Below are 19,435 nucleotides of genomic sequence, written 5' to 3' on the forward strand. Positions count from 1 at the left end.
ATTAATGGCATACAGATCATGAACCAAATCGATTTCAGCCACGACGCGCTGCGCCGCCTCGACCTCAACCTGCTGGTGGCGTTCGACGCGCTGATGCAGGAGCGCCACGTCAGCCGCGCCGCCGCCCGGCTCTTTCTCGGACAGCCGGCGATGAGCCACGCGCTGGCACGGCTGCGCCAGCTGCTGGACGACCCGCTGTTCGTGCGTAGCGGCAGCCGGATGGAACCCACCCCGCGCGCGTGCGAACTGGCGCCGCAAATCCGCGCCTGGCTGGAACAGGCGCAGCAGTTCCTGTTCCGCGCCGACGCGTTCGACCCGGCCGCGGCGCACGCCACCTTCCGCCTGGCGGCGCCGGACGGCATGGAGGCGCTGCTCTACCCGGCGCTGATCGCCACGCTGCGCCGCGATGCGCCCGGCGTGCGGCTGCGCTCGCAACTGCTGGAGACCGACCAGCAGCTGGCCGCGCTCGACCACGACGAGGTGGACCTCCTGATCACCGCCGCGCCGCTGGCGCTGCGCGACTGGCACAGCCGGCTGCGGCTGTTCGAATCCGACTTCATCAGCGTGCACTCGCGACGCCAGCTGCCGCTGCCGGAGCCCGCCACGCTCGCCGACCTGGCCTCCTGCGACCACGTCGTCAGCAGCTACCGCGGCACCGCCGCCGGGGTGGTCGACCACCTGTTCGCGGCGCACGGCCTGGAACGCCGCGTGCAGGTGCTGTCGGCCAGCCTGCTGGCGATCAGCCACATCGTCGCCCAGGCGCCGCTGATGTCGATCCAGCCGGCGATCTACCGCGGCCTGTTCAGCACCACCCCGGAGCTGGCCTGCGCGCCGTTACCAGGCGAGGCGCGCATCACCGTCGGCCTGGTCTGGCACCGCCGCAACGACCGCCACCCGCTGCACCGCTACCTGCGCGACACCGTGATCGCCGCGATGCGGCACCAGTTCGCCACCACCGAGGGCGTGACGCGGCACGCCGACGGCGCGTGGGAAACGGCCAGTCAGGAATGAGCGGAGCGCGGCACGAATGCGGTAAAATCGCGCTCCCTACCCCGTCGCCACCCAAGGACACCGCATGGACGACTCCCGCCTCACCGACCTCGAAGTCAAAGTGGCCTTCCAGGACGACCTGCTCGACGCGCTCAACCTCGCCGTGACGCGCCAGCAGCAACAGATCGACCTGCTGCAGGAACAGATCCGCATGCTGTACCAGCAGCTGCGCAGCAACCAGCCCGGCAACGACGCGCCGGGCGGGCACGAGATCCCGCCGCACTACTGAAGCGGGGTTGGCCGAAGCCCGAAAAAAAGCCGGACCCCATGATCGGGCCCGGCTTTTGTCATGATGCCGGCGCCGACAACGCCATGGACTGCACCAGGCAGGCCGGCAGCCGGTGCCCTACCCCTTGCCGTGCCCCGGCCCCGGATGGTCGCCGGGAACGCGGCACGCCGCTTGGCCGGAGCAGCGGGTCAGCCCGTAGCCGGCCTTGTCCGTCACGGTTTCTTCCGTTGCCGGGAAACGATGGCTTCGCTGTTCTTGCGCGCGATCAGCCGGACCTCCTGCGGTGCGGGAGCGTAGCAGGCCGCCTCCCCGGCAGCAGCGTTTGTTTTGCACCAACCGCACCGATCTCCATTAAAATGGCCGCTTTGTCGTCGCGCCGGGAGCCCAAAGTGAATCCGAATCTTGCCCTTCTGCAGCCCTACCCCTTCCAGCGGCTGCGGTCGCTGCTGGCGGGCGTGACGCCGCCGGCCGGGCTGCCCCACGTCAACCTGTCGATCGGCGAGCCCAAGCACCCGACCCCGGACGTGGTGAAGCAGGCCCTGGTAGGGGCACTCGACGGGCTGGCGAGCTACCCCGCCACGCTGGGTTCCGACGCCCTGCGCGCCACCTGCGCCGCCTGGGCCGAGCGCCGCTACGGCCTCACGCTCGACCCGCTGCGCGAGGTGCTGCCGGTGAACGGCAGCCGCGAGGCGCTGTTCGCCTTCGTGCAGACCGTGATCGACGCCTCCGGCGCACAGAAGCCGGTGGTGATCTCGCCCAACCCGTTCTACCAGATCTACGAAGGCGCGGCGCTGTTGGCCGGCGCCGAGCCCTACTACGTCAACTGCCTCGCCGAAAACCGCTTCCAGCCCGACTGGGCGGCGGTGCCCGAGGCGGTATGGCAGCGCACCCAGCTGGTCTTCGTGTGCAGCCCGGGCAACCCCACCGGCGCGGTGATGAACCTGGAAGACTGGCGCCGGCTGTTCGAGCTGTCCGACCGCTACGGCTTCGTCATCGCCTCGGACGAATGCTACTCCGAGATCCACTTCGGCCAGCCGCCGCTGGGCGGGCTGCAGGCCGCCCAGCAACTCGGCCGTGACTTTAGCCGCCTGGTGATGTTCACCAGCCTGTCCAAGCGCTCCAACGCGCCCGGCCTGCGCTCCGGCTTCGTCGCCGGCGACGCCGCGCTGCTGGAAAGCTTCCTGCTCTACCGTACCTACCACGGCGGCGCCATGAGCCCGACCATCCAGGCCGCCAGCGTCGCCGCCTGGAACGACGAAGCGCACGTCGACGCCAACCGCGCGGCGTATGGCGCCAAATTCGCGGCGGTTCACGCCAAGTTGGCCGAAGCCTTCGCTGTCAGCCTGCCGGATGCCAGCTTCTACCTGTGGGCACGCGTGCCCGGCGGCGACGACCAGGCCTTCGCCCGCGCCGTGTTCGCCGAAGAACACGTCACCGTGCTGCCCGGCTCCTTGCTTGCGCGCGACGCCCACGGCGTCAATCCCGGCGCCGGCTACATCCGCATCGCCCTGGTGGCGCCGCTGGCCGACTGCGTCGAGGCCGCCGAGCGCCTGGTCCGCTTTGCCCGACGCCACGCCTGAACCGGAAACCACTACAATGACCACCATCCATCTTGCACAAGGACTGAACCACATGCACCCGATCCAGACCCTGATCGAAGACGCGTTCGAAAAGCGCGCCGAGATCACCCCCGCCACCGTTTCCGCCGAACTGAAGGCCGCCATCGGCCAGGTCATCGACGAACTGGACGCCGGCCGCCTGCGCGTCGCCGAGAAGATCGACGGCGACTGGGTCGTCAACCAGTGGGTGAAGAAGGCCGTGCTGCTGTCGTTCCGCATCCGCGACAACGCCGTGCTGGACGACGGCGTGTCGCGCTACTTCGACAAGGTCGACACCAAGTTCGCCGACTGGAACCAGGAGCGCTTCCAGCAGGCCGGCTTCCGCGTGGTGCCGGGCGCCGTGGCGCGCAAGGGCTCGTTCATCGCCAAGAACACCGTGCTGATGCCGTCCTACGTCAACATCGGCGCCTACGTCGATGAAGGCACCATGGTCGACACCTGGGCCACCGTCGGCTCCTGCGCCCAGATCGGCAAGAACGTGCACCTGTCCGGCGGCGTCGGCATCGGCGGCGTACTCGAGCCGCTGCAAGCCAACCCGACCATCATCGAAGACAACTGCTTCATCGGCGCCCGTTCCGAAGTGGTCGAAGGCGTCATCGTCGGCGAAGGCTCGGTGATCTCGATGGGCGTCTACATCGGCCAGTCCACCAAGATCTACGACCGCGAAACCGGCGAAGTCAGCTACGGCCGCATTCCGCCGGGCTCGGTGGTGGTGTCCGGCAACCTGCCCTCCAAGGACGGCAGCCACAGCCTGTACTGCGCCGTGATCGTGAAGAAGGTCGACGCCCAGACCCGCAGCAAGACCAGCATCAACGACCTGCTGCGCGGCGTCTGAGCCGGATCGCACCCGACAGACAGCCCGGTTCCGCCGGGCTGTTTTGTTTGCCGGGCGAGCCCGAAACCCCCGAAACCGTTGTGTGCACCGCAACAGAACAGACTGTTCCATCGGTCGGATTTGGCGCGCCCAGCACAACAGGATAAAATCCGTCAATCGCCCGATAAGGGCTCATACGCTCTTGCTTCCTGATAAAGACGCAACCGGAACCTCCGTGTCCCAAGACGATTCATTCATCGAATTCAGGCAGGTCAGCTTCGGCTACACCGACCGACCGGTCCTGAAAGACATCAATCTGCGCATTCCGCGCGGCAAGCTGGTCGCCATCATGGGCGGCAGCGGCAGCGGCAAAACCACGCTGCTGCGCCTGATCTCCGGCCAATACCGCGCCCAGCGAGGCGAAGTGCTGGTCGACGGCCAGAACGTGGCCACCATGAACGCGCGCGAGCTCCACGCCCACCGCCGCCGCATGGGCATGCTGTTCCAGTTCGGCGCCCTGTTCACCGATCTGTCGGTGCACGACAACGTGGCGTTTCCGCTGCGCGAACATACCCGGCTGCCGGAATCGATGATCGCCGACCTGGTGACCATGAAGCTCAACGCCGTCGGCCTGCGCGGCACCCAGGCACTGATGCCGGCCGAGCTGTCCGGCGGCATGGCGCGCCGTGTCGCCCTGGCCCGCGCCATCGCGCTCGACCCCGAAATCATGCTCTACGACGAACCGTTCACCGGGCTCGACCCGATCTCGCTCGGCGTCATCGCACTGCTGATCAAGAAACTCAACGACGCGCTCGGCACCAGCGCGGTGATGGTCACCCACGACGTGCACAAGTCGCTGGAGATCGTCGACCACGTCTACTTCGTCGCCAACGGCAGCATCGTCGCCGAAGGCACGCCGGAGGAAGTCCGCGCCTCCGACTCGCCGTGGGTACACCAGTTCGTGCACGGCGAGGCCGATGGCCCGGTGCATTTCGCCTACCCGGCCCAGCGCAGCCTGGCCGACGACCTGGGCCTGAGCGGAGTCCGCCATGTTTGAAACCCTCACCGCCCCGTTGCGCCACCTCGGCCACGTCACCATCAACGCCATCTGGCGACTCGGTTTCGCCAGCCGCTTCCTGCTGGCCATCCTGCTGCAATCCGGGCAGAGCTTCCGCCGCCTCAACCTGACCATCCGCGAAGTGTATTTCGCCGGCGTGCTGTCCCTGATCATCATCGTGGTCTCCGGCCTGTTCGTCGGCATGGTGCTGGGCCTGCAGGGCTACAACACGCTGTCGCGCTTCGGCTCGGCCGACGCGCTGGGCGCACTGGTGGCGCTGTCGCTGCTGCGCGAACTGGGCCCGGTGCTGGCGGCGCTGCTGTTCGCCAGCCGCTCGGGCAGCGCGATGACCGCCGAAATCGGCCTGATGAAGGCCACCGAACAGCTCGACGCCATGAGCGTGATGGCGGTCAACCCGATCGCCCGCGTGGTGGCGCCGCGCTTCTGGGCCGGCGTGATCTCGATGCCGGTGCTGGCCGCGCTGTTCAACGTCACCGGCATCTTCGGCGGCTATTTCGTCGGCGTGCAGCTGATCGGGCTCGACGAAGGCACCTTCTGGTCGCAGATGCAAAACTCGGTCGACCTGCACAACGATGTCATCAACGGCCTGATCAAGAGCCTGTTCTTCGGCATCGCCGTCACCCTGATTGCCGTTTTCGAAGGCTACGACGCCACGCCGACCGCGGCCGGCGTCTCCTCGGCCACCACGCGCACCGTGGTCACCTCCGCCCTGGTGATCCTGGCGCTGGACTTCGTGCTGACCGCCTTCATGTTCTAGGAAAAGAAACCGAATGAAACGCACGACGATTGATTTGTGGGTCGGCATTTTTGTCGCCATCGGCATTGCCGCCGTCACCTTCCTCTCGCTCAAGGTGGCCAACCTGACCCCGCAGAGCGCCGAAGCCAGCTACCCGCTGTACGCCGAGTTCGACAACATCGGCGGCCTCAAGGTCAAGGCGCCGGTGAAGTCTTCCGGCGTGGTGGTCGGCCGCGTCGCCAGCATCGAGCTCGACACCCAGCGCTACCTGGCCAAGGTGACGCTGTCGCTGGACAAGCGCTACCAGTTCAGCCGCGATACCAGCGCCGAAATCCTCACCTCCGGCCTGCTCGGCGAGCAGTACATCGGCCTGGTGCAGGGCGGCGACCCGGACAACCTGAAGCCCGGCGAACGTATCGACCTGACCTCGTCGGCGCTGGTGCTGGAGCAGCTGATCGGCAAATTCATGCTGAACTTTGCCGAAAAAGGCGCTGCCAAAGAAGGAAGCCCCGCCGGTAGCAGTGGCGCGCAGTAAGGCCGCCCCTCCCTCCGGCTTACCCATGACCTGTCATAAAGCGTGAACAATCATGAAAAAACTGCTCGTTAGCCTGGCCATGCTGCTGGGCCTGTCCGTTCCGGCGCTGGCCGCCGACTCCCCGGTCGACATGGTGCGCGGCACCTCGCGCGAAGTGCTCGACCTGATCAAGCAGGACGACGGCAAAAACACCGCCAAGATTCGCGACCAGGTGGAAAAGCTGGTGCTGCCGAAGTTCGACTTCCAGCGCATGACGGCGCTCGCGGTCGGCCGCGGCTGGCGTGAAGCCAACCCGCAGCAGCAGACCGAATTGACGCAACAATTCCAGAGCCTGCTGTCGCGCACCTACTCCTCCACCATGACGCGCTTCAAGAACGCCCAGGTCGACGTCAAGCCGAACGCCGTGTTCGCCAACGACGGCCGCGAAGCCACGGTGAAGTCGGAAGTGACGCTGCCCAGCAACGGCGAGAAGAAGCCGGTGGCGATCGACTACACGCTGTACAAGACTCCGCAGGGCTGGAAGGTCTATAACGTCAGCGTCGAGGGCGCCAGTCTGGTCACGGTGTACCGCAACCAGTTCAACGAAGAGATCCGCAAGAACGGCATCGACGGCCTGATCAAGGTGCTGCGCAACAAGAACGACAATATGACTAAAGGCACGGGGGCGTAATGAACGATACGGCCGCTTCCAGCCGGCTGCAGCTGTCCGGCCGGATCGACATGGACTCCGCTGCGGCCCAGTTGGCCCAGCTCAAGCGCCAGCTGAACGGCAGCGCGGCGCAGGAAATCGACCTGTCCGGCGTCACCGCGTCCGACTCGGCGGCGCTGGCACTGCTGCTGGAGCTGGTGCGGCACGGTCGGCAAGGCGGTCGCGTCTTGCGCATCGGCACCCTGCCCCCCACGCTGGCGAGCCTGGCCCGCCTCTACGGACTCGACGAACTGCTGCAAGGCCCTTCCGGAAATCTGTCATGAAAACCGCTCACCTGCTGTTGCTGAGCATCGCGTTGGCCGGTTGCGCCAATCCCCACGAACCGCTCGACCCGCTCGAGCCGATGAACCGCGCCGTCTACCGCTTCAACGACACTGCCGACCGCGCCGTGGTGAAACCGGTGGCCGAGGGCTACCGCACCGTCACGCCGCGGCCGCTGCGCATCGCGGTCGGCAACTTCTTCGACAACATCCGCGATGCCTACAGCGCCGTCAACAACGCCCTGCGCGCCGATGCACAGAAGACCACCAACGACGTGATGCGGGTGGCGCTCAACTCCACCTTCGGCCTGTTCGGCCTGATCGACATCGCCACCCCGGCCGGCCTCGCCAACAACAAGACCACGCTCGGCGATACCTTCGCCAGCTGGGGCTGGAAGAACAGCAGCTACCTGGTGCTGCCGCTCCTGGGCCCCTCCACCGTACGCGACGGCCTGGGCACCGCCGCCACGTACACCGCCAGCCCCGAACCGGGCGTGGTGTTCCAGACCCACACCCAACTGGCCGCCGGCGCCGTACTCGATGGCGTGAACACGCGCGCGCGCCTGCTCGGCCTGGAACAAACCGTGGACGAAGCGGCCCTCGACCCCTACTCCTACATACGCGATGCCTACCTGCAGCTACGCGCCAAGCAGGTCGGTGCCGATCTGCCGAAGGCGCCGTCCGATGACGAAAACCTCGACATCGACCAGCTGATGGCGCCGACACCTGCCGAGGCCTCGGCCCCGCTGTAAACCCGCCGCGCCGGGCTTCGGCCAACCTGCCGACGGCGGCGGCGGCGCTGACGCGTCTCGCCGCCACGACCCTCGATACCCCGCCGCCATGCCGTACGGCTAAAGCGCGGCGTTTCTCTTATAACCAGTAGGCTAATCGCCGGCCGGCCGTTAAACTCGGCGGTTGTATCAAACCACCGAGCACCATGGCACGTCGCACCCGAGAAGAAGCCGAGCAAACCCGCTGTCGCATCCTGGATACCGCCGAGGCGCTGTTCAGCACGCATGGCGTTTCCCGTACCACCCTGGCGACCATCGCCAGCGCCGCCGGCCTCACCCGGGGTGCCGTCTACTGGCATTTCGAGAACAAGCTCGACCTGTACCGTGCCATGCTCGACCGCATCATCCCCAACTTCGACACTCACCTCGACGAACTCAAGGCCGGTGCCGCGCACAACCCGGCGGCGGCCCTGTGGAGATTCAGCAACAGCCTGCTGCGCTCGGTCACCCTCGACGCCCGCCTGCAACGGGTACTGCAGGTGATCTTCCTGCGCACCGAGCATGTCGACGAGCTAGCCCCGGTGCAGGACGAATGCATCGCCAAGATGCGCGAGGCTCACTCCACCCTGACCCAGATCCTGCTGGCCGCACAGGCTCGCGGCCAGTTGCAGCCCCTGGTGCAGCCGGTGATGGCGGCACAGTCGCTGCAGGCGCTGCACGACGGCCTGTTGCGCATCTGGCTGGCCGACGCGCAACGCTTCGACCTTGCACGCGACACCCCGGCGCTGTTGTCCTGCCTCTACGCAGGACTGTTCAGGCCCGAGGTACTGGAACAACTTTCCCCCCACCCCTGAGCCGGCAGTATAATTGTTACTTTTTACCCGATCCCCAGCCACCATGGTCCCGGCCATCGACATTTCCGCGGTCAGCAGACGCTTCGGCCAACTGCTGGCCCTCGACAACGTCAGCTTCCGCGTCGAACCCGGCGAATTCTTCGCCCTGCTCGGCCCCAACGGCGCCGGCAAAACCACGCTCATTTCCGCCATGGCGGGCCTGACGCGCCCGGACAGCGGCACCATCCGCATCATGGGTCACGACGTGGTCAGCGACTACAAGGCGGCGCGCCAGAGCCTGGGGGTGGTTCCGCAGGAACTGGTGTTCGACCCCTTCCTGACGGTGCGCGAGACGTTGCGCTTCCAGTCCGGCTACTTCGGCCTGACCCGTAACGACGCCTGGCTGGACGAGCTGCTGTTCAAGCTCGGCCTCTCCGACAAGGCCGACGTCAACATGCGCGCGCTGTCCGGCGGCATGAAGCGGCGCGTGATGGTGGCCCAGGCGCTGGTGCACCGCCCGCCGGTGATCGTGCTGGACGAGCCCACCGCCGGCGTCGACGTCGAGCTGCGCCAGAGCCTGTGGAGCTTCGTGCAGGAACTCAACCATGCCGGCCATACCATCGTGCTCACCACGCACTACCTGGAAGAGGCCGAGGCCCTGTGCAACCGCATCGCGATGCTGAAGAAGGGCCGTCTGGTCGCACTGGAAACCAAGGACAAGCTGCTCGCACGCAGCAACGAGCGCGACGTCGCCCTGAAGCTGTCGTCCGACTTGCCGGCGAGCCTTGAGGCGCTGCGGCTGCGCCAGGAAGACGGCCGCCACATCCTGCGCCTGCCCGAACTCGGCGCGCTGGAGGGCGTGCTGGCCACGCTGCGCCAGGCTAGCGTCGAGGTGCGCGAACTGAGCATGATCGAAGTCGATCTGGAAGACGTCTTCGTGCACACGATGCAAGGAGGGGCCAACTGATGCAGGGCTTCCTCACCCTGTTCCGCAAGGAACTCGTCCGCTTCTGGAAGGTCTCCTTCCAGACCGTGGCGGCGCCGGTGCTCACCGCGCTGCTGTATCAGCTGATTTTCGCCCACGTGCTGTCGAAGCATGTCGAAGCCTACCCCGGGGTGAGCTACAGCGCCTTCCTGATCCCCGGCCTGGCGATGATGTCGATGGCGCAGAATGCCTTCGCCAACAGCTCGTCCAGCCTGATCCAGTCCAAGATCACCGGCAACATCGTGTTCCTGCTGCTGCCGCCGCTGACCGCGCTGGAGTTCTTCGCCGCCTACCTGCTGGCCGCGATGGTGCGCGGGCTCGCCGTGGGGGCCGGCGTCCTGCTGGTGACGTCCTGGTTCGGTCTCGGCCTGCCCACGCACCCGCTGTGGGTGCTGATCTTCGCCCTGCTGGGCTCGGCGGTCCTCGGCACCTTGGGCGTCATCGCCGGCATCTGGGCCGAGAAGTTCGACCAGCTGGCGGCGTTCCAGAATTTTTTGATCATGCCGCTCACCTTCCTGTCCGGGGTGTTCTACTCGATCCACAGCCTGCCGGGTTTCTGGCGTGCCGCATCGCACGTCAACCCGGTGTTCTACATGATCGACGGCTTCCGCTACGGCTTCTTCGGCCAGGCCGACATCAGCCCCTGGCTGTCGCTCGGCGTGGTCGGCGCCAGTTTCATTTTGCTGTCCGCTCTGGCATTGTGGCTGCTTCATCGTGGCTACAAGCTCAGACACTAGGATAGTTCGCAAGGATCACACAGCATGGCTACTACCGAACAAGTCAAACAGTACATCGCCGCCGGCCTCAACTGCACCCATCTCGAGGTGGAAGGCGACGGCCACCACTTCTACGCCGTCGTGGTATCGGAGGCCTTTGCCGGCAAACGCCTGATCGACCGGCACCGCCTGGTCAAGGAAGTGATCAAGGAACAGTTGCAAAGCAACGAGATCCACGCACTCTCCATCGTCAAGGCACAGACGCCGGAAGAGTGGGCGAAACAGCAAGGCTAGTACCTGGCTGCAGGCGTGATCCGCCGCGTTGGCGGCACCACACCGCAGGGCGTCTCTCGCGCCGCCCTGCGGCCACAGCTTAACGAGACGCGACATCGCCGTGCGGTGGTGTCGCCTCCCCCAAGGCCAAGCGTGCCGCTTGCCATCCGTGGCGCTACCCGCTTGGCCAATGACTGACTCTGACCTGCGCGACCACGCCAAGCCAGCCCAAGCAGGCCGCTTGGCGCGGCTCGCATGCCGGTTCACCACAGGCTCTAACTCATGGACAAACTGCTCATCCGCGGCAATGGCCCGCTCAACGGCGAAATCCGCGTCTCGGGCGCCAAGAACGCCGCCCTGCCCATCCTGTGCGCCAGCCTGCTGACCGCCGACACGCTGAGGCTCAGCAACGTACCGATGCTGCGCGACGTCTCCACCACCCAGAAGCTGCTGCAGGGCATGGGGGCGCGCGTCATGACCGACAACGTGCACGAAGTCGAGATCACCGGCGCCGGCATCAACAACCTGGTCGCCCCCTACGAGCTGGTCAAGACCATGCGCGCCTCGATCCTGGTGCTGGGCCCGACCCTGGCGCGCTTCGGCGAGGCCACCGTCAGCCTGCCCGGCGGCTGTGCCATCGGCAGCCGTCCGATCGAACAACACATAAAGGGCCTGGTCGCAATGGGTGCCGACGTCACCATCGAACACGGCTACGTCAAGGCCACGGCGAAGCGCCTGCGCGGCGCCCGCGTGGTGATGGACATGGTCACCGTGACCGGCACCGAGAACCTGCTGATGGCCGCAGTGCTGGCCGACGGCACCACGATCCTGGAAAATGCCGCGCGCGAGCCGGAAGTCACTGACCTCGCCCTGTGCCTGAACAAGATGGGTGCCCGCATCAGCGGCATCGGTAGCGACCGCCTGGTGATCGAAGGCGTCGAAGCGTTGCATGGCGCCGATCACGCCATCATGCCGGACCGCATCGAGGCCGGCACCTTCCTGGTCGCCGCCGCCGCCACGCAGGGCCACGTCGTGCTGCGTAACGCCGCACCGCTCACCATGGACGCCATCCTCGACAAATTGGTCGAAGCCGGCGCCGTGGTCGAAGCCGGCGACGACTGGATCTCGCTCGACATGAAGCGCCGTCCCAAGTCGGTCAACCTGCGCACGCTGCCCTACCCGGCGTTCCCGACCGACATGCAGGCCCAGTTCATGACCCTCAACGCCATCGCCGACGGCGCCGCGATGATGACCGAGACCATCTTCGAGAACCGCTTCATGCACGTGCCGGAACTCAACCGCATGGGCGCCAAGATCGATATCGAGGGCAACACCGCCGTGGTCAAAGGCGTCGAGCGCCTGTCCGGCGCCACCGTCATGGCGACCGACCTGCGCGCCTCGGCCAGCCTGGTGATCGCCGGCCTGGTTGCTGACGGCGAAACCGTGGTCGACCGCATCTACCACCTCGATCGCGGCTACGAACACATCGAACAGAAACTCAACGGCGTCGGCGCCCAGATCGAGCGCATCAGCTGATCGCCAAACCCCATGCACAACCACACCCCGCCAGGCACAGCCGGCGGGGTATTTTTTTAACAAAGCTACGCGACGCTTCGGCCAACCTCGGCCTGCAGCCGCAGCTCAATCCGGCCTGTTTCTTTACTGACCGATGGAGAATGAAGAGAGATGGACGCGGTGGAGGATGCATTCCGCCAGCACAAAGCAAAAAGCCCAGCTCGGATGAGCTGGGCTTTCATGAGGGGAGTCTGGCGGTGTCCTACTTTCACACGGCAAGGCCGCACTATCATCGGCGCTAAGGCGTTTCACGGTCCTGTTCGGGATGGGAAGGGGTGGGACCACCTCGCTAAGGCCGCCAGACATAAACTGTCAACAAACGGGAAGAAGCCTGGAAGCCTCTCAGCTTCCATTTCGAATTGGGTAATCGATCGTACGTCGCACTCTATTCACCGCGTGGCCCAAGCCACTCAAATGATAGGATCAAGCCTCACGAGCAATTAGTATCGGTTAGCTTCACGCCTCACAGCGCTTCCACACCCGACCTATCAACGTCCTGGTCTCGAACGACTCTTCAGGAGGGTCAAGCCCTCAGGGAAGTCTCATCTTCAGGCGAGTTTCCCGCTTAGATGCTTTCAGCGGTTATCTCTTCCGAACTTAGCTACCCGGCAATGCCACTGGCGTGACAACCGGTACACCAGAGGTTCGTCCACTCCGGTCCTCTCGTACTAGGAGCAGCCCCCGTCAAACTTCCAACGCCCACTGCAGATAGGGACCAAACTGTCTCACGACGTTTTGAACCCAGCTCACGTACCACTTTAAATGGCGAACAGCCATACCCTTGGGACCGGCTACAGCCCCAGGATGTGATGAGCCGACATCGAGGTGCCAAACTCCGCCGTCGATGTGAACTCTTGGGCGGAATCAGCCTGTTATCCCCGGAGTACCTTTTATCCGTTGAGCGATGGCCCTTCCATTCAGAACCACCGGATCACTATGTCCTGCTTTCGCACCTGCTCGACTTGTCGGTCTCGCAGTTAAGCCACCTTATGCCATTGCACTATCAGCACGATTTCCGACCGTACCTAGGTGACCTTCGAACTCCTCCGTTACACTTTGGGAGGAGACCGCCCCAGTCAAACTGCCTACCATGCACTGTCCCCGATCCGGATCACGGACCAAGGTTAGAACCTCAAACACACCAGGGTGGTATTTCAAGGACGGCTCCACTGAAACTAGCGTCTCAGCTTCATAGCCTCCCACCTATCCTACACAAGTCTGTTCAAAGTCCAATGCAAAGCTACAGTAAAGGTTCACGGGGTCTTTCCGTCTAGCAGCGGGGAGATTGCATCTTCACAAACATTTCAACTTCGCTGAGTCTCAGGAGGAGACAGTGTGGCCATCGTTACGCCATTCGTGCGGGTCGGAACTTACCCGACAAGGAATTTCGCTACCTTAGGACCGTTATAGTTACGGCCGCCGTTTACCGGGGCTTCGATCAAGAGCTTGCACCCCATCACTTAACCTTCCGGCACCGGGCAGGCGTCACACCGTATACGTCCACTTTCGTGTTGGCACAGTGCTGTGTTTTTGATAAACAGTCGCAGCCACCGATTCTCTGCGACCTCTCGAGGCTTCAGACGCGAGGTCCTACACCTTAAGAGGCATACCTTCTCCCGAAGTTACGGTATCAATTTGCCGAGTTCCTTCTCCTGAGTTCTCTCAAGCGCCTTAGAATTTTCATCCTGCCCACCTGTGTCGGTTTGCGGTACGGTTCTCGTATAGCTGAAGCTTAGTGGCTTTTCCTGGAAGCGTGGTATCAGTCACTTCGGTTCCGTAGAACCTCGTTATCACGTCTCGGTGTTAACAAAGGAGCGGATTTGCCTACTCCTTCCACCTACCGGCTTGAACCAGGGCATCCAACACCTGGCTGACCTAACCTTCTCCGTCCCCACATCGCACTATACGAAAGTACGGGAATATTGACCCGTTTCCCATCGACTACGCTTTTCAGCCTCGCCTTAGGGGCCGACTCACCCTACGCCGATGAACGTTGCGTAGGAAACCTTGGGCTTTCGGCGAGCGGGCTTTTCACCCGCTTTATCGCTACTCATGTCAGCATTCGCACTTCTGATATCTCCAGCATGCCTTACGACACACCTTCACAGACCTACAGAACGCTCCCCTACCATCTGCACTTGCGTGCAAATCCGCGGCTTCGGTTATCAGTTTGAGCCCCGTTACATCTTCCGCGCAGGACGACTCGACCAGTGAGCTATTACGCTTTCTTTAAATGATGGCTGCTTCTAAGCCAACATCCTGGCTGTCTAGGCCTTCCCACTTCGTTTACCACTTAACTGATCATTTGGGACCTTAGCCGGCGGTCTGGGTTGTTTCCCTCTTGACGATGGACGTTAGCACCCACCGTCTGTCTCCCATGCTCGCACTTTCCGGTATTCAGAGTTTGCCATGGTTTGGTAAATCGCAATGACCCCCTAGCCATAACAGTGCTTTACCCCCGGAAGTGATACATGAGGCACTACCTAAATAGTTTTCGGGGAGAACCAGCTATCTCCGAGTTTGTTTAGCCTTTCACCCCTATCCACAGCTCATCCCCTAGTTTTGCAACACTAGTGGGTTCGGACCTCCAGTGCGTGTTACCGCACCTTCATCCTGGCCATGGATAGATCACTCGGTTTCGGGTCTACGCCCAGCAACTAAAGCGCCCTATTCGGACTCGGTTTCCCTACGCCTCCCCTATTCGGTTAAGCTCGCTACTGAACGTAAGTCGCTGACCCATTATACAAAAGGTACGCAGTCACCCCTTGCGAGGCTCCCACTGTTTGTATGCATCCGGTTTCAGGTTCTATTTCACTCCCCTCCCGGGGTTCTTTTCGCCTTTCCCTCACGGTACTGGTTCACTATCGGTCGATCACGAGTATTTAGCCTTGGAGGATGGTCCCCCCATCTTCAGACAGGATTTCGCGTGTCCCGCCCTACTTCTCGTACGCCTAGTCCTTGGAATGCGTTTTCGTGTACGGGGCTATCACCCACTATGGCGGCCATTTCCAGGGCCTTCCACTAACACAATCCATAACACGTACAGGCTGTTCCGCGTTCGCTCGCCACTACTGACGGAATCTCGGTTGATTTCTATTCCTGCGGGTACTTAGATGTTTCAGTTCTCCGCGTTCGCTCTACCTTGCCTATGTGTTCAGCAAGGAGTACCTATTGCTAGGTGGGTTTCCCCATTCGGATATCTCCGGATCATCGCTCTATTGCCAGCTCCCCGAAGCTTTTCGCAGGCTTACACGTCCTTCATCGCCTGTGATCGCCAAGGCATCCACCAGATGCACTTAGTCGCTTGACCCTATCATTTCAGTAACCTGGGTTGATCTTGCGATCAATCCGGCACGTCCACGACAGTGAATGTTTGTGCGACGTACCACACCGCCCCTTTTGATATGGCGACATGGCACAGATACAATCAAATTACCCAAAGTCAGCAAGTCACTCGATGAAGAGTTAACTTCATCTCATTTCTCGCCGTCTTGTTAATTCGGCTTCTTCAGTTTGTTAAAGATCGGGCGTTTTTGCTGCGCCGCTTGCGCGGCACGCGAACAACGCAAACAGAACCAAACTCACCGAGTTCGTTTTTGTTTGCACTGTCGATTGGTGGAGGATGACGGGATCGAACCGACGACCCCCTGCTTGCAAAGCAGGTGCTCTCCCAACTGAGCTAATCCCCCAACAGGTCAAATGGTGGGTCTGGTTGGACTCGAACCAACGACCCCCGCCTTATCAAGACGGTGCTCTAACCAGCTGAGCTACAAACCCAGTTGCCTTCGTCGATCCGCTTTCGCAAACCAACTATGCCCTTAACGCGAATAACCGATAGGCTGTGAGTACTCGACTCGGCCCTTCTCTAGAAAGGAGGTGATCCAGCCGCAGGTTCCCCTACGGCTACCTTGTTACGACTTCACCCCAGTCATGAAGCATACCGTGGTAACCGGACTCCCGAAGGTTATCCTAGCCACTTCTGGTATCCCCCACTCCCATGGTGTGACGGGCGGTGTGTACAAGACCCGGGAACGTATTCACCGCAGCATGCTGATCTGCGATTACTAGCGATTCCGACTTCACGCACTCGAGTTGCAGAGTGCGATCCGGACTACGATCGGTTTTATGAGATTGGCTCCACCTCGCGGCTTGGCGACCCTCTGTACCGACCATTGTATGACGTGTGAAGCCCTGCTCATAAGGGCCATGAGGACTTGACGTCATCCCCACCTTCCTCCGGTTTGTCACCGGCAGTCTCATTAGAGTGCCCAACTAAATGATGGCAACTAATGACAAGGGTTGCGCTCGTTGCGGGACTTAACCCAACATCTCACGACACGAGCTGACGACAGCCATGCAGCACCTGTGTTCCGGCTCCCTTTCGGGCACCCTCGCGTCTCTGCGAGGTTCCGGACATGTCAAGAGCAGGTAAGGTTTTTCGCGTTGCATCGAATTAATCCACATCATCCACCGCTTGTGCGGGTCCCCGTCAATTCCTTTGAGTTTTAACCTTGCGGCCGTACTCCCCAGGCGGTCAATTTCACGCGTTAGCTACGCTACCAAGGATTCAAACCCCCAACAGCTAATTGACATCGTTTAGGGCGTGGACTACCAGGGTATCTAATCCTGTTTGCTCCCCACGCTTTCGTGCATGAGCGTCAGTGTCATCCCAGGGGGCTGCCTTCGCCATCGGTATTCCTCCACATCTCTACGCATTTCACTGCTACACGTGGAATTCTACCCCCCTCTGACGCACTCTAGCTGTGCAGTCTCCAATGCCGTTCCCAGGTTGAGCCCGGGGCTTTCACATCAGACTTACACAACCGCCTGCGCACGCTTTACGCCCAGTAATTCCGATTAACGCTTGCACCCTACGTATTACCGCGGCTGCTGGCACGTAGTTAGCCGGTGCTTATTCTTCCGGTACTCTCAGCTCCAGTGGATATTAGCCACCGGCATTTGCTCCCGGACAAAAGTCCTTTACAACCCGAAGGCCTTCTTCAGACACGCGGCATGGCTGGATCAGGCTTGCGCCCATTGTCCAAAATTCCCCACTGCTGCCTCCCGTAGGAGTCTGGGCCGTGTCTCAGTCCCAGTGTGGCGGATCATCCTCTCAGACCCGCTACTGATCGTCGCCTTGGTGGGCCTTTACCCCACCAACTAGCTAATCAGACGTCGGCCGCTCGAATAACGCAAGGTCTTACGATCCCCTGCTTTCCTCCTCGGAGCGTATGCGGTATTAGCACAGCTTTCGCTGCGTTATCCCCCATTACTCGGTGCGTTCCGACGCATTACTCACCCGTTCGCCACTCGTCAGCGGGCCGAAGCCCCTGTTACCGTTCGACTTGCATGTGTAAAGCATGCCGCCAGCGTTCAATCTGAGCCAGGATCAAACTCTTCAGTTCAATCTCATAGCAATTTTTGGCACGCAAGATCAAAGAAATATCAGGTATTTCCTGTCTTGCAGTGCAAGTGTCGGCTTTGCCGAGCACTCACACCTATCGGTTATTCTGTTTGTTAAAGAGCGGTGCTGACTGCGTCGTTTCCGTCGCTGCGTCAGCTGAGGAGGCGAACTATACGCCCCGACCCCCACCCCGTCAACGCCTTTTTGCAGAAAACCGCAAAAAAAGCGCCTCTCCGCAAAAATAGCAACGCAAACCACTGAATAGAAACAACTTACCCGATAGACATTTTTTGCCACCTATCCGACTCACCCGCCCGCCGCGCCGCTTCCGGCCCGCCGGTGCCATGCAAAAAAGCAAAAAGCCGGCGTTTTCGCCGGCTTTTTTAGGAAACACCGCTTCCGCACAAGTCGGAAGCGGTACAGCACCCCGTTACAGCACGTAGCGCGCCAGGTCTTCGCGCTGCGACAGCATGTCGAGCTTGCTGTCGACGTAGGCGGCGTCGACTTCGAAGCGGCCGGTGCGGGCGTCGAAGGAGATTTCCTCGAGCAGCTTTTCGATCACGGTGTACAGACGGCGCGCCCCGATGTTCTCGGTCTTTTCATTGACGTGCCAGGCGATCTCGGCCATGCGCTGGATGCCGCTGTCGGCGAACACCAGCTCGACACCTTCGGTCGCGAGCAGCGCTTCGTACTGGCGCGTCAGGCAGGCGTCGGTGTTGGTGAGAATCTGGCGGAAGTCGTCGACGGTCAGCGAGGTCAGTTCGACGCGGATCGGGAAGCGGCCCTGCAGTTCCGGAATCAGGTCGGACGGCTTGGCGAGGTGGAAGGCACCGGAGGCGATGAACAGAATGTGGTCGGTCTTGACCATGCCGTACTTGGTGGTGACGGTGGTGCCTTCGACCAGCGGCAACAGGTCGCGCTGCACGCCGGCGCGCGAGACGTCGGCGCCGTTGCCTTCGCTGCGGCTGGCGACCTTGTCGATTTCGTCGATGAAGACGATGCCGTTCTGTTCGACGTTCTGCAGTGCTTCCTGCTTGATCTCGTCTTCGTTGACCAGCTTGGCGGCTTCTTCTTCGATGACCAGCTTGAGCGCTTCGGCCACGTTCAGCTTGCGCGCCTTCTGCTTGCCGGCGCCCAGGCCCTGGAACATGGTCTGCAGCTGGCTGGAGAAGTCTTCCATGCCCGGCGGGGCGAGGATTTCCATCTTGCCCTGCGGCGCGGCGACGTTGATTTCGATTTCCTTGTCGTCGAGCTTGCCCTCGCGCAGCATCTTGCGGAATTTGAGCCGGGTGGCGCTGTCTTCGGGCTTGCTGGCGGGCGCGTCCTCCTCGCCGGCGAAGAAGCCGGCCGGCTGACGGGCCGGCGGCAGCAGCACGTCGAGGATGCGGTCTTCGGCGGCGTCTTCGGCGCGGTGACGCAGGCGCTTGATGGCGGCGTCGCGGGTGTCCTTGATGGCGATCTCGGTGAGGTCGCGGATGATGGTGTCGACGTCGCGGCCGACGTAGCCGACCTCGGTGAACTTGGTGGCTTCGACCTTGATGAAGGGGGCGTTGGCGAGCCGTGCCAGGCGGCGCGCGATTTCGGTCTTGCCGACGCCGGTCGGGCCGATCATCAGGATGTTCTTGGGGGTGATTTCGCTCTTGAGCGGTTCGCTCACCTGCTGGCGGCGCCAGCGGTTGCGCAGGGCGATGGCCACGGCGCGTTTGGCGGCGTCCTGGCCGATGATGTGCTTGTTCAGCTCGTGAACGATTTCCGGCGGGGTCATTTGGGTCATGGCGTATTTCCGGCAAGGTTGGCCGAAGGCGTCGGCCAAGCTCGGGTCCGGCTCCGGCTGGGACCCCCGCACACTCTTATATAGAGTCGCGGCGGTCGGATGTTACGGTGGCCC

General features: G+C 62.5%; 16 protein-coding genes, 2 tRNA genes and 3 rRNA genes. 15 read left to right on the forward strand and 6 right to left on the reverse strand.

All coding sequences use genetic code 11. The annotated features are described in order from the left end of the window. Positions 1–18 precede the first annotated feature (18 nt). From NH8B_RS19155 to murA, 15 genes are all read left to right on the forward strand, one after another. Entirely contained in the window at positions 19–1,011 is a 993-nt protein-coding gene (locus NH8B_RS19155) for a LysR family transcriptional regulator (RefSeq protein ID WP_014088721.1), read from the forward strand. A gap of 64 nt (positions 1,012–1,075) precedes the next feature. After that, on the forward strand, positions 1,076–1,279 hold the full coding sequence (locus NH8B_RS19160; RefSeq protein WP_014088722.1) for a SlyX family protein: 204 nt from the start codon (positions 1,076–1,078) through the stop codon (positions 1,277–1,279). 389 nt (positions 1,280–1,668) lie between these two features. Next, positions 1,669–2,859, forward strand: a complete 1,191-nt coding sequence (gene dapC / locus NH8B_RS19165; protein ID WP_041703656.1) for a succinyldiaminopimelate transaminase — start codon at positions 1,669–1,671, stop codon at positions 2,857–2,859. A 52-nt stretch (positions 2,860–2,911) separates the two neighbouring features. Beyond that, positions 2,912–3,733, forward strand: a complete 822-nt coding sequence (gene dapD / locus NH8B_RS19170; protein WP_041703658.1) for a 2,3,4,5-tetrahydropyridine-2,6-dicarboxylate N-succinyltransferase — start codon at positions 2,912–2,914, stop codon at positions 3,731–3,733. Between the two features lie 214 nt (positions 3,734–3,947). Then, positions 3,948–4,769 carry an ABC transporter ATP-binding protein gene (locus NH8B_RS19175; RefSeq protein ID WP_008955905.1) on the forward strand — a complete coding sequence of 274 codons (822 nt, stop codon included), beginning with the start codon at positions 3,948–3,950 and terminating at the stop codon, positions 4,767–4,769. After that, entirely contained in the window at positions 4,762–5,547 is a 786-nt protein-coding gene (gene mlaE / locus NH8B_RS19180) for a lipid asymmetry maintenance ABC transporter permease subunit MlaE (RefSeq protein ID WP_008955906.1), read from the forward strand. The genes NH8B_RS19175 and mlaE overlap by 8 nt, the downstream gene beginning before the upstream one ends. A gap of 13 nt (positions 5,548–5,560) precedes the next feature. After that, positions 5,561–6,061 carry an outer membrane lipid asymmetry maintenance protein MlaD gene (gene mlaD / locus NH8B_RS19185; RefSeq protein WP_008955907.1) on the forward strand — a complete coding sequence of 167 codons (501 nt, stop codon included), beginning with the start codon at positions 5,561–5,563 and terminating at the stop codon, positions 6,059–6,061. Positions 6,062–6,113: 52 nt separating this feature from the next. Then, the gene (locus tag NH8B_RS19190; RefSeq protein ID WP_014088726.1) at positions 6,114–6,731 is read left to right on the forward strand and encodes an MlaC/ttg2D family ABC transporter substrate-binding protein; all 618 of its coding nucleotides are present in this window, start codon (positions 6,114–6,116) and stop codon (positions 6,729–6,731) included. Further along, on the forward strand, positions 6,731–7,033 hold the full coding sequence (locus NH8B_RS19195; protein WP_014088727.1) for an STAS domain-containing protein: 303 nt from the start codon (positions 6,731–6,733) through the stop codon (positions 7,031–7,033). Before NH8B_RS19190 ends, NH8B_RS19195 begins: the two co-directional genes overlap by 1 nt. Continuing rightward, the gene (locus NH8B_RS19200; protein ID WP_014088728.1) at positions 7,030–7,782 is read left to right on the forward strand and encodes an MlaA family lipoprotein; all 753 of its coding nucleotides are present in this window, start codon (positions 7,030–7,032) and stop codon (positions 7,780–7,782) included. The genes NH8B_RS19195 and NH8B_RS19200 overlap by 4 nt, the downstream gene beginning before the upstream one ends. Before the next feature lie 185 nt (positions 7,783–7,967). Further along, entirely contained in the window at positions 7,968–8,615 is a 648-nt protein-coding gene (locus tag NH8B_RS19205; protein ID WP_014088729.1) for a TetR family transcriptional regulator, read from the forward strand. Positions 8,616–8,658: 43 nt separating this feature from the next. Further along, positions 8,659–9,561 (forward strand): ABC transporter ATP-binding protein, encoded by a 903-nt coding sequence (locus NH8B_RS19210; RefSeq protein WP_014088730.1) that lies wholly within the window; start codon positions 8,659–8,661, stop codon positions 9,559–9,561. Beyond that, positions 9,561–10,316 (forward strand): ABC transporter permease, encoded by a 756-nt coding sequence (locus NH8B_RS19215; protein WP_008955913.1) that lies wholly within the window; start codon positions 9,561–9,563, stop codon positions 10,314–10,316. Before NH8B_RS19210 ends, NH8B_RS19215 begins: the two co-directional genes overlap by 1 nt. A 24-nt stretch (positions 10,317–10,340) precedes the next feature. Next, a complete protein-coding gene (locus NH8B_RS19220) occupies positions 10,341–10,589 on the forward strand; it encodes a BolA family protein (RefSeq protein WP_014088731.1) in 249 nt (82 codons plus the stop codon). Between the two features lie 261 nt (positions 10,590–10,850). Next, positions 10,851–12,104, forward strand: coding sequence for a UDP-N-acetylglucosamine 1-carboxyvinyltransferase (gene murA / locus NH8B_RS19225; RefSeq protein WP_008955915.1), 1,254 nt, complete (start codon positions 10,851–10,853; stop codon positions 12,102–12,104). A 228-nt stretch (positions 12,105–12,332) separates the two neighbouring features. On the opposite strand, the gene rrf is transcribed toward murA, so the two are convergent. The 6 genes from rrf to hslU form a co-directional block, all read right to left on the reverse strand. Beyond that, positions 12,333–12,446, reverse strand: a 5S ribosomal RNA gene (gene rrf, locus NH8B_RS19230). Positions 12,447–12,562: 116 nt separating this feature from the next. Then, a 23S ribosomal RNA gene (locus tag NH8B_RS19235) occupies positions 12,563–15,453 on the reverse strand. A 303-nt stretch (positions 15,454–15,756) separates the two neighbouring features. After that, a tRNA-Ala gene (locus tag NH8B_RS19240) sits at positions 15,757–15,832 on the reverse strand. Between the two features lie 11 nt (positions 15,833–15,843). Next, positions 15,844–15,920, reverse strand: a tRNA-Ile gene (locus NH8B_RS19245). 92 nt (positions 15,921–16,012) lie between these two features. Beyond that, positions 16,013–17,548: ribosomal RNA gene (locus NH8B_RS19250) — 16S ribosomal RNA — on the reverse strand. The 16S, 23S and 5S rRNA genes sit together here with 2 tRNA genes alongside, the layout of an rRNA operon. Positions 17,549–17,977: 429 nt before the next feature. After that, the gene (gene hslU / locus NH8B_RS19255) at positions 17,978–19,321 is read right to left on the reverse strand and encodes an ATP-dependent protease ATPase subunit HslU (RefSeq protein WP_014088732.1); all 1,344 of its coding nucleotides are present in this window, start codon (positions 19,319–19,321) and stop codon (positions 17,978–17,980) included. Positions 19,322–19,435 lie beyond the last annotated feature (114 nt).

The organism is Pseudogulbenkiania sp. NH8B (genome assembly GCF_000283535.1).
In the GTDB taxonomy this organism is placed as follows: domain Bacteria; phylum Pseudomonadota; class Gammaproteobacteria; order Burkholderiales; family Chromobacteriaceae; genus Pseudogulbenkiania; species Pseudogulbenkiania ferrooxidans.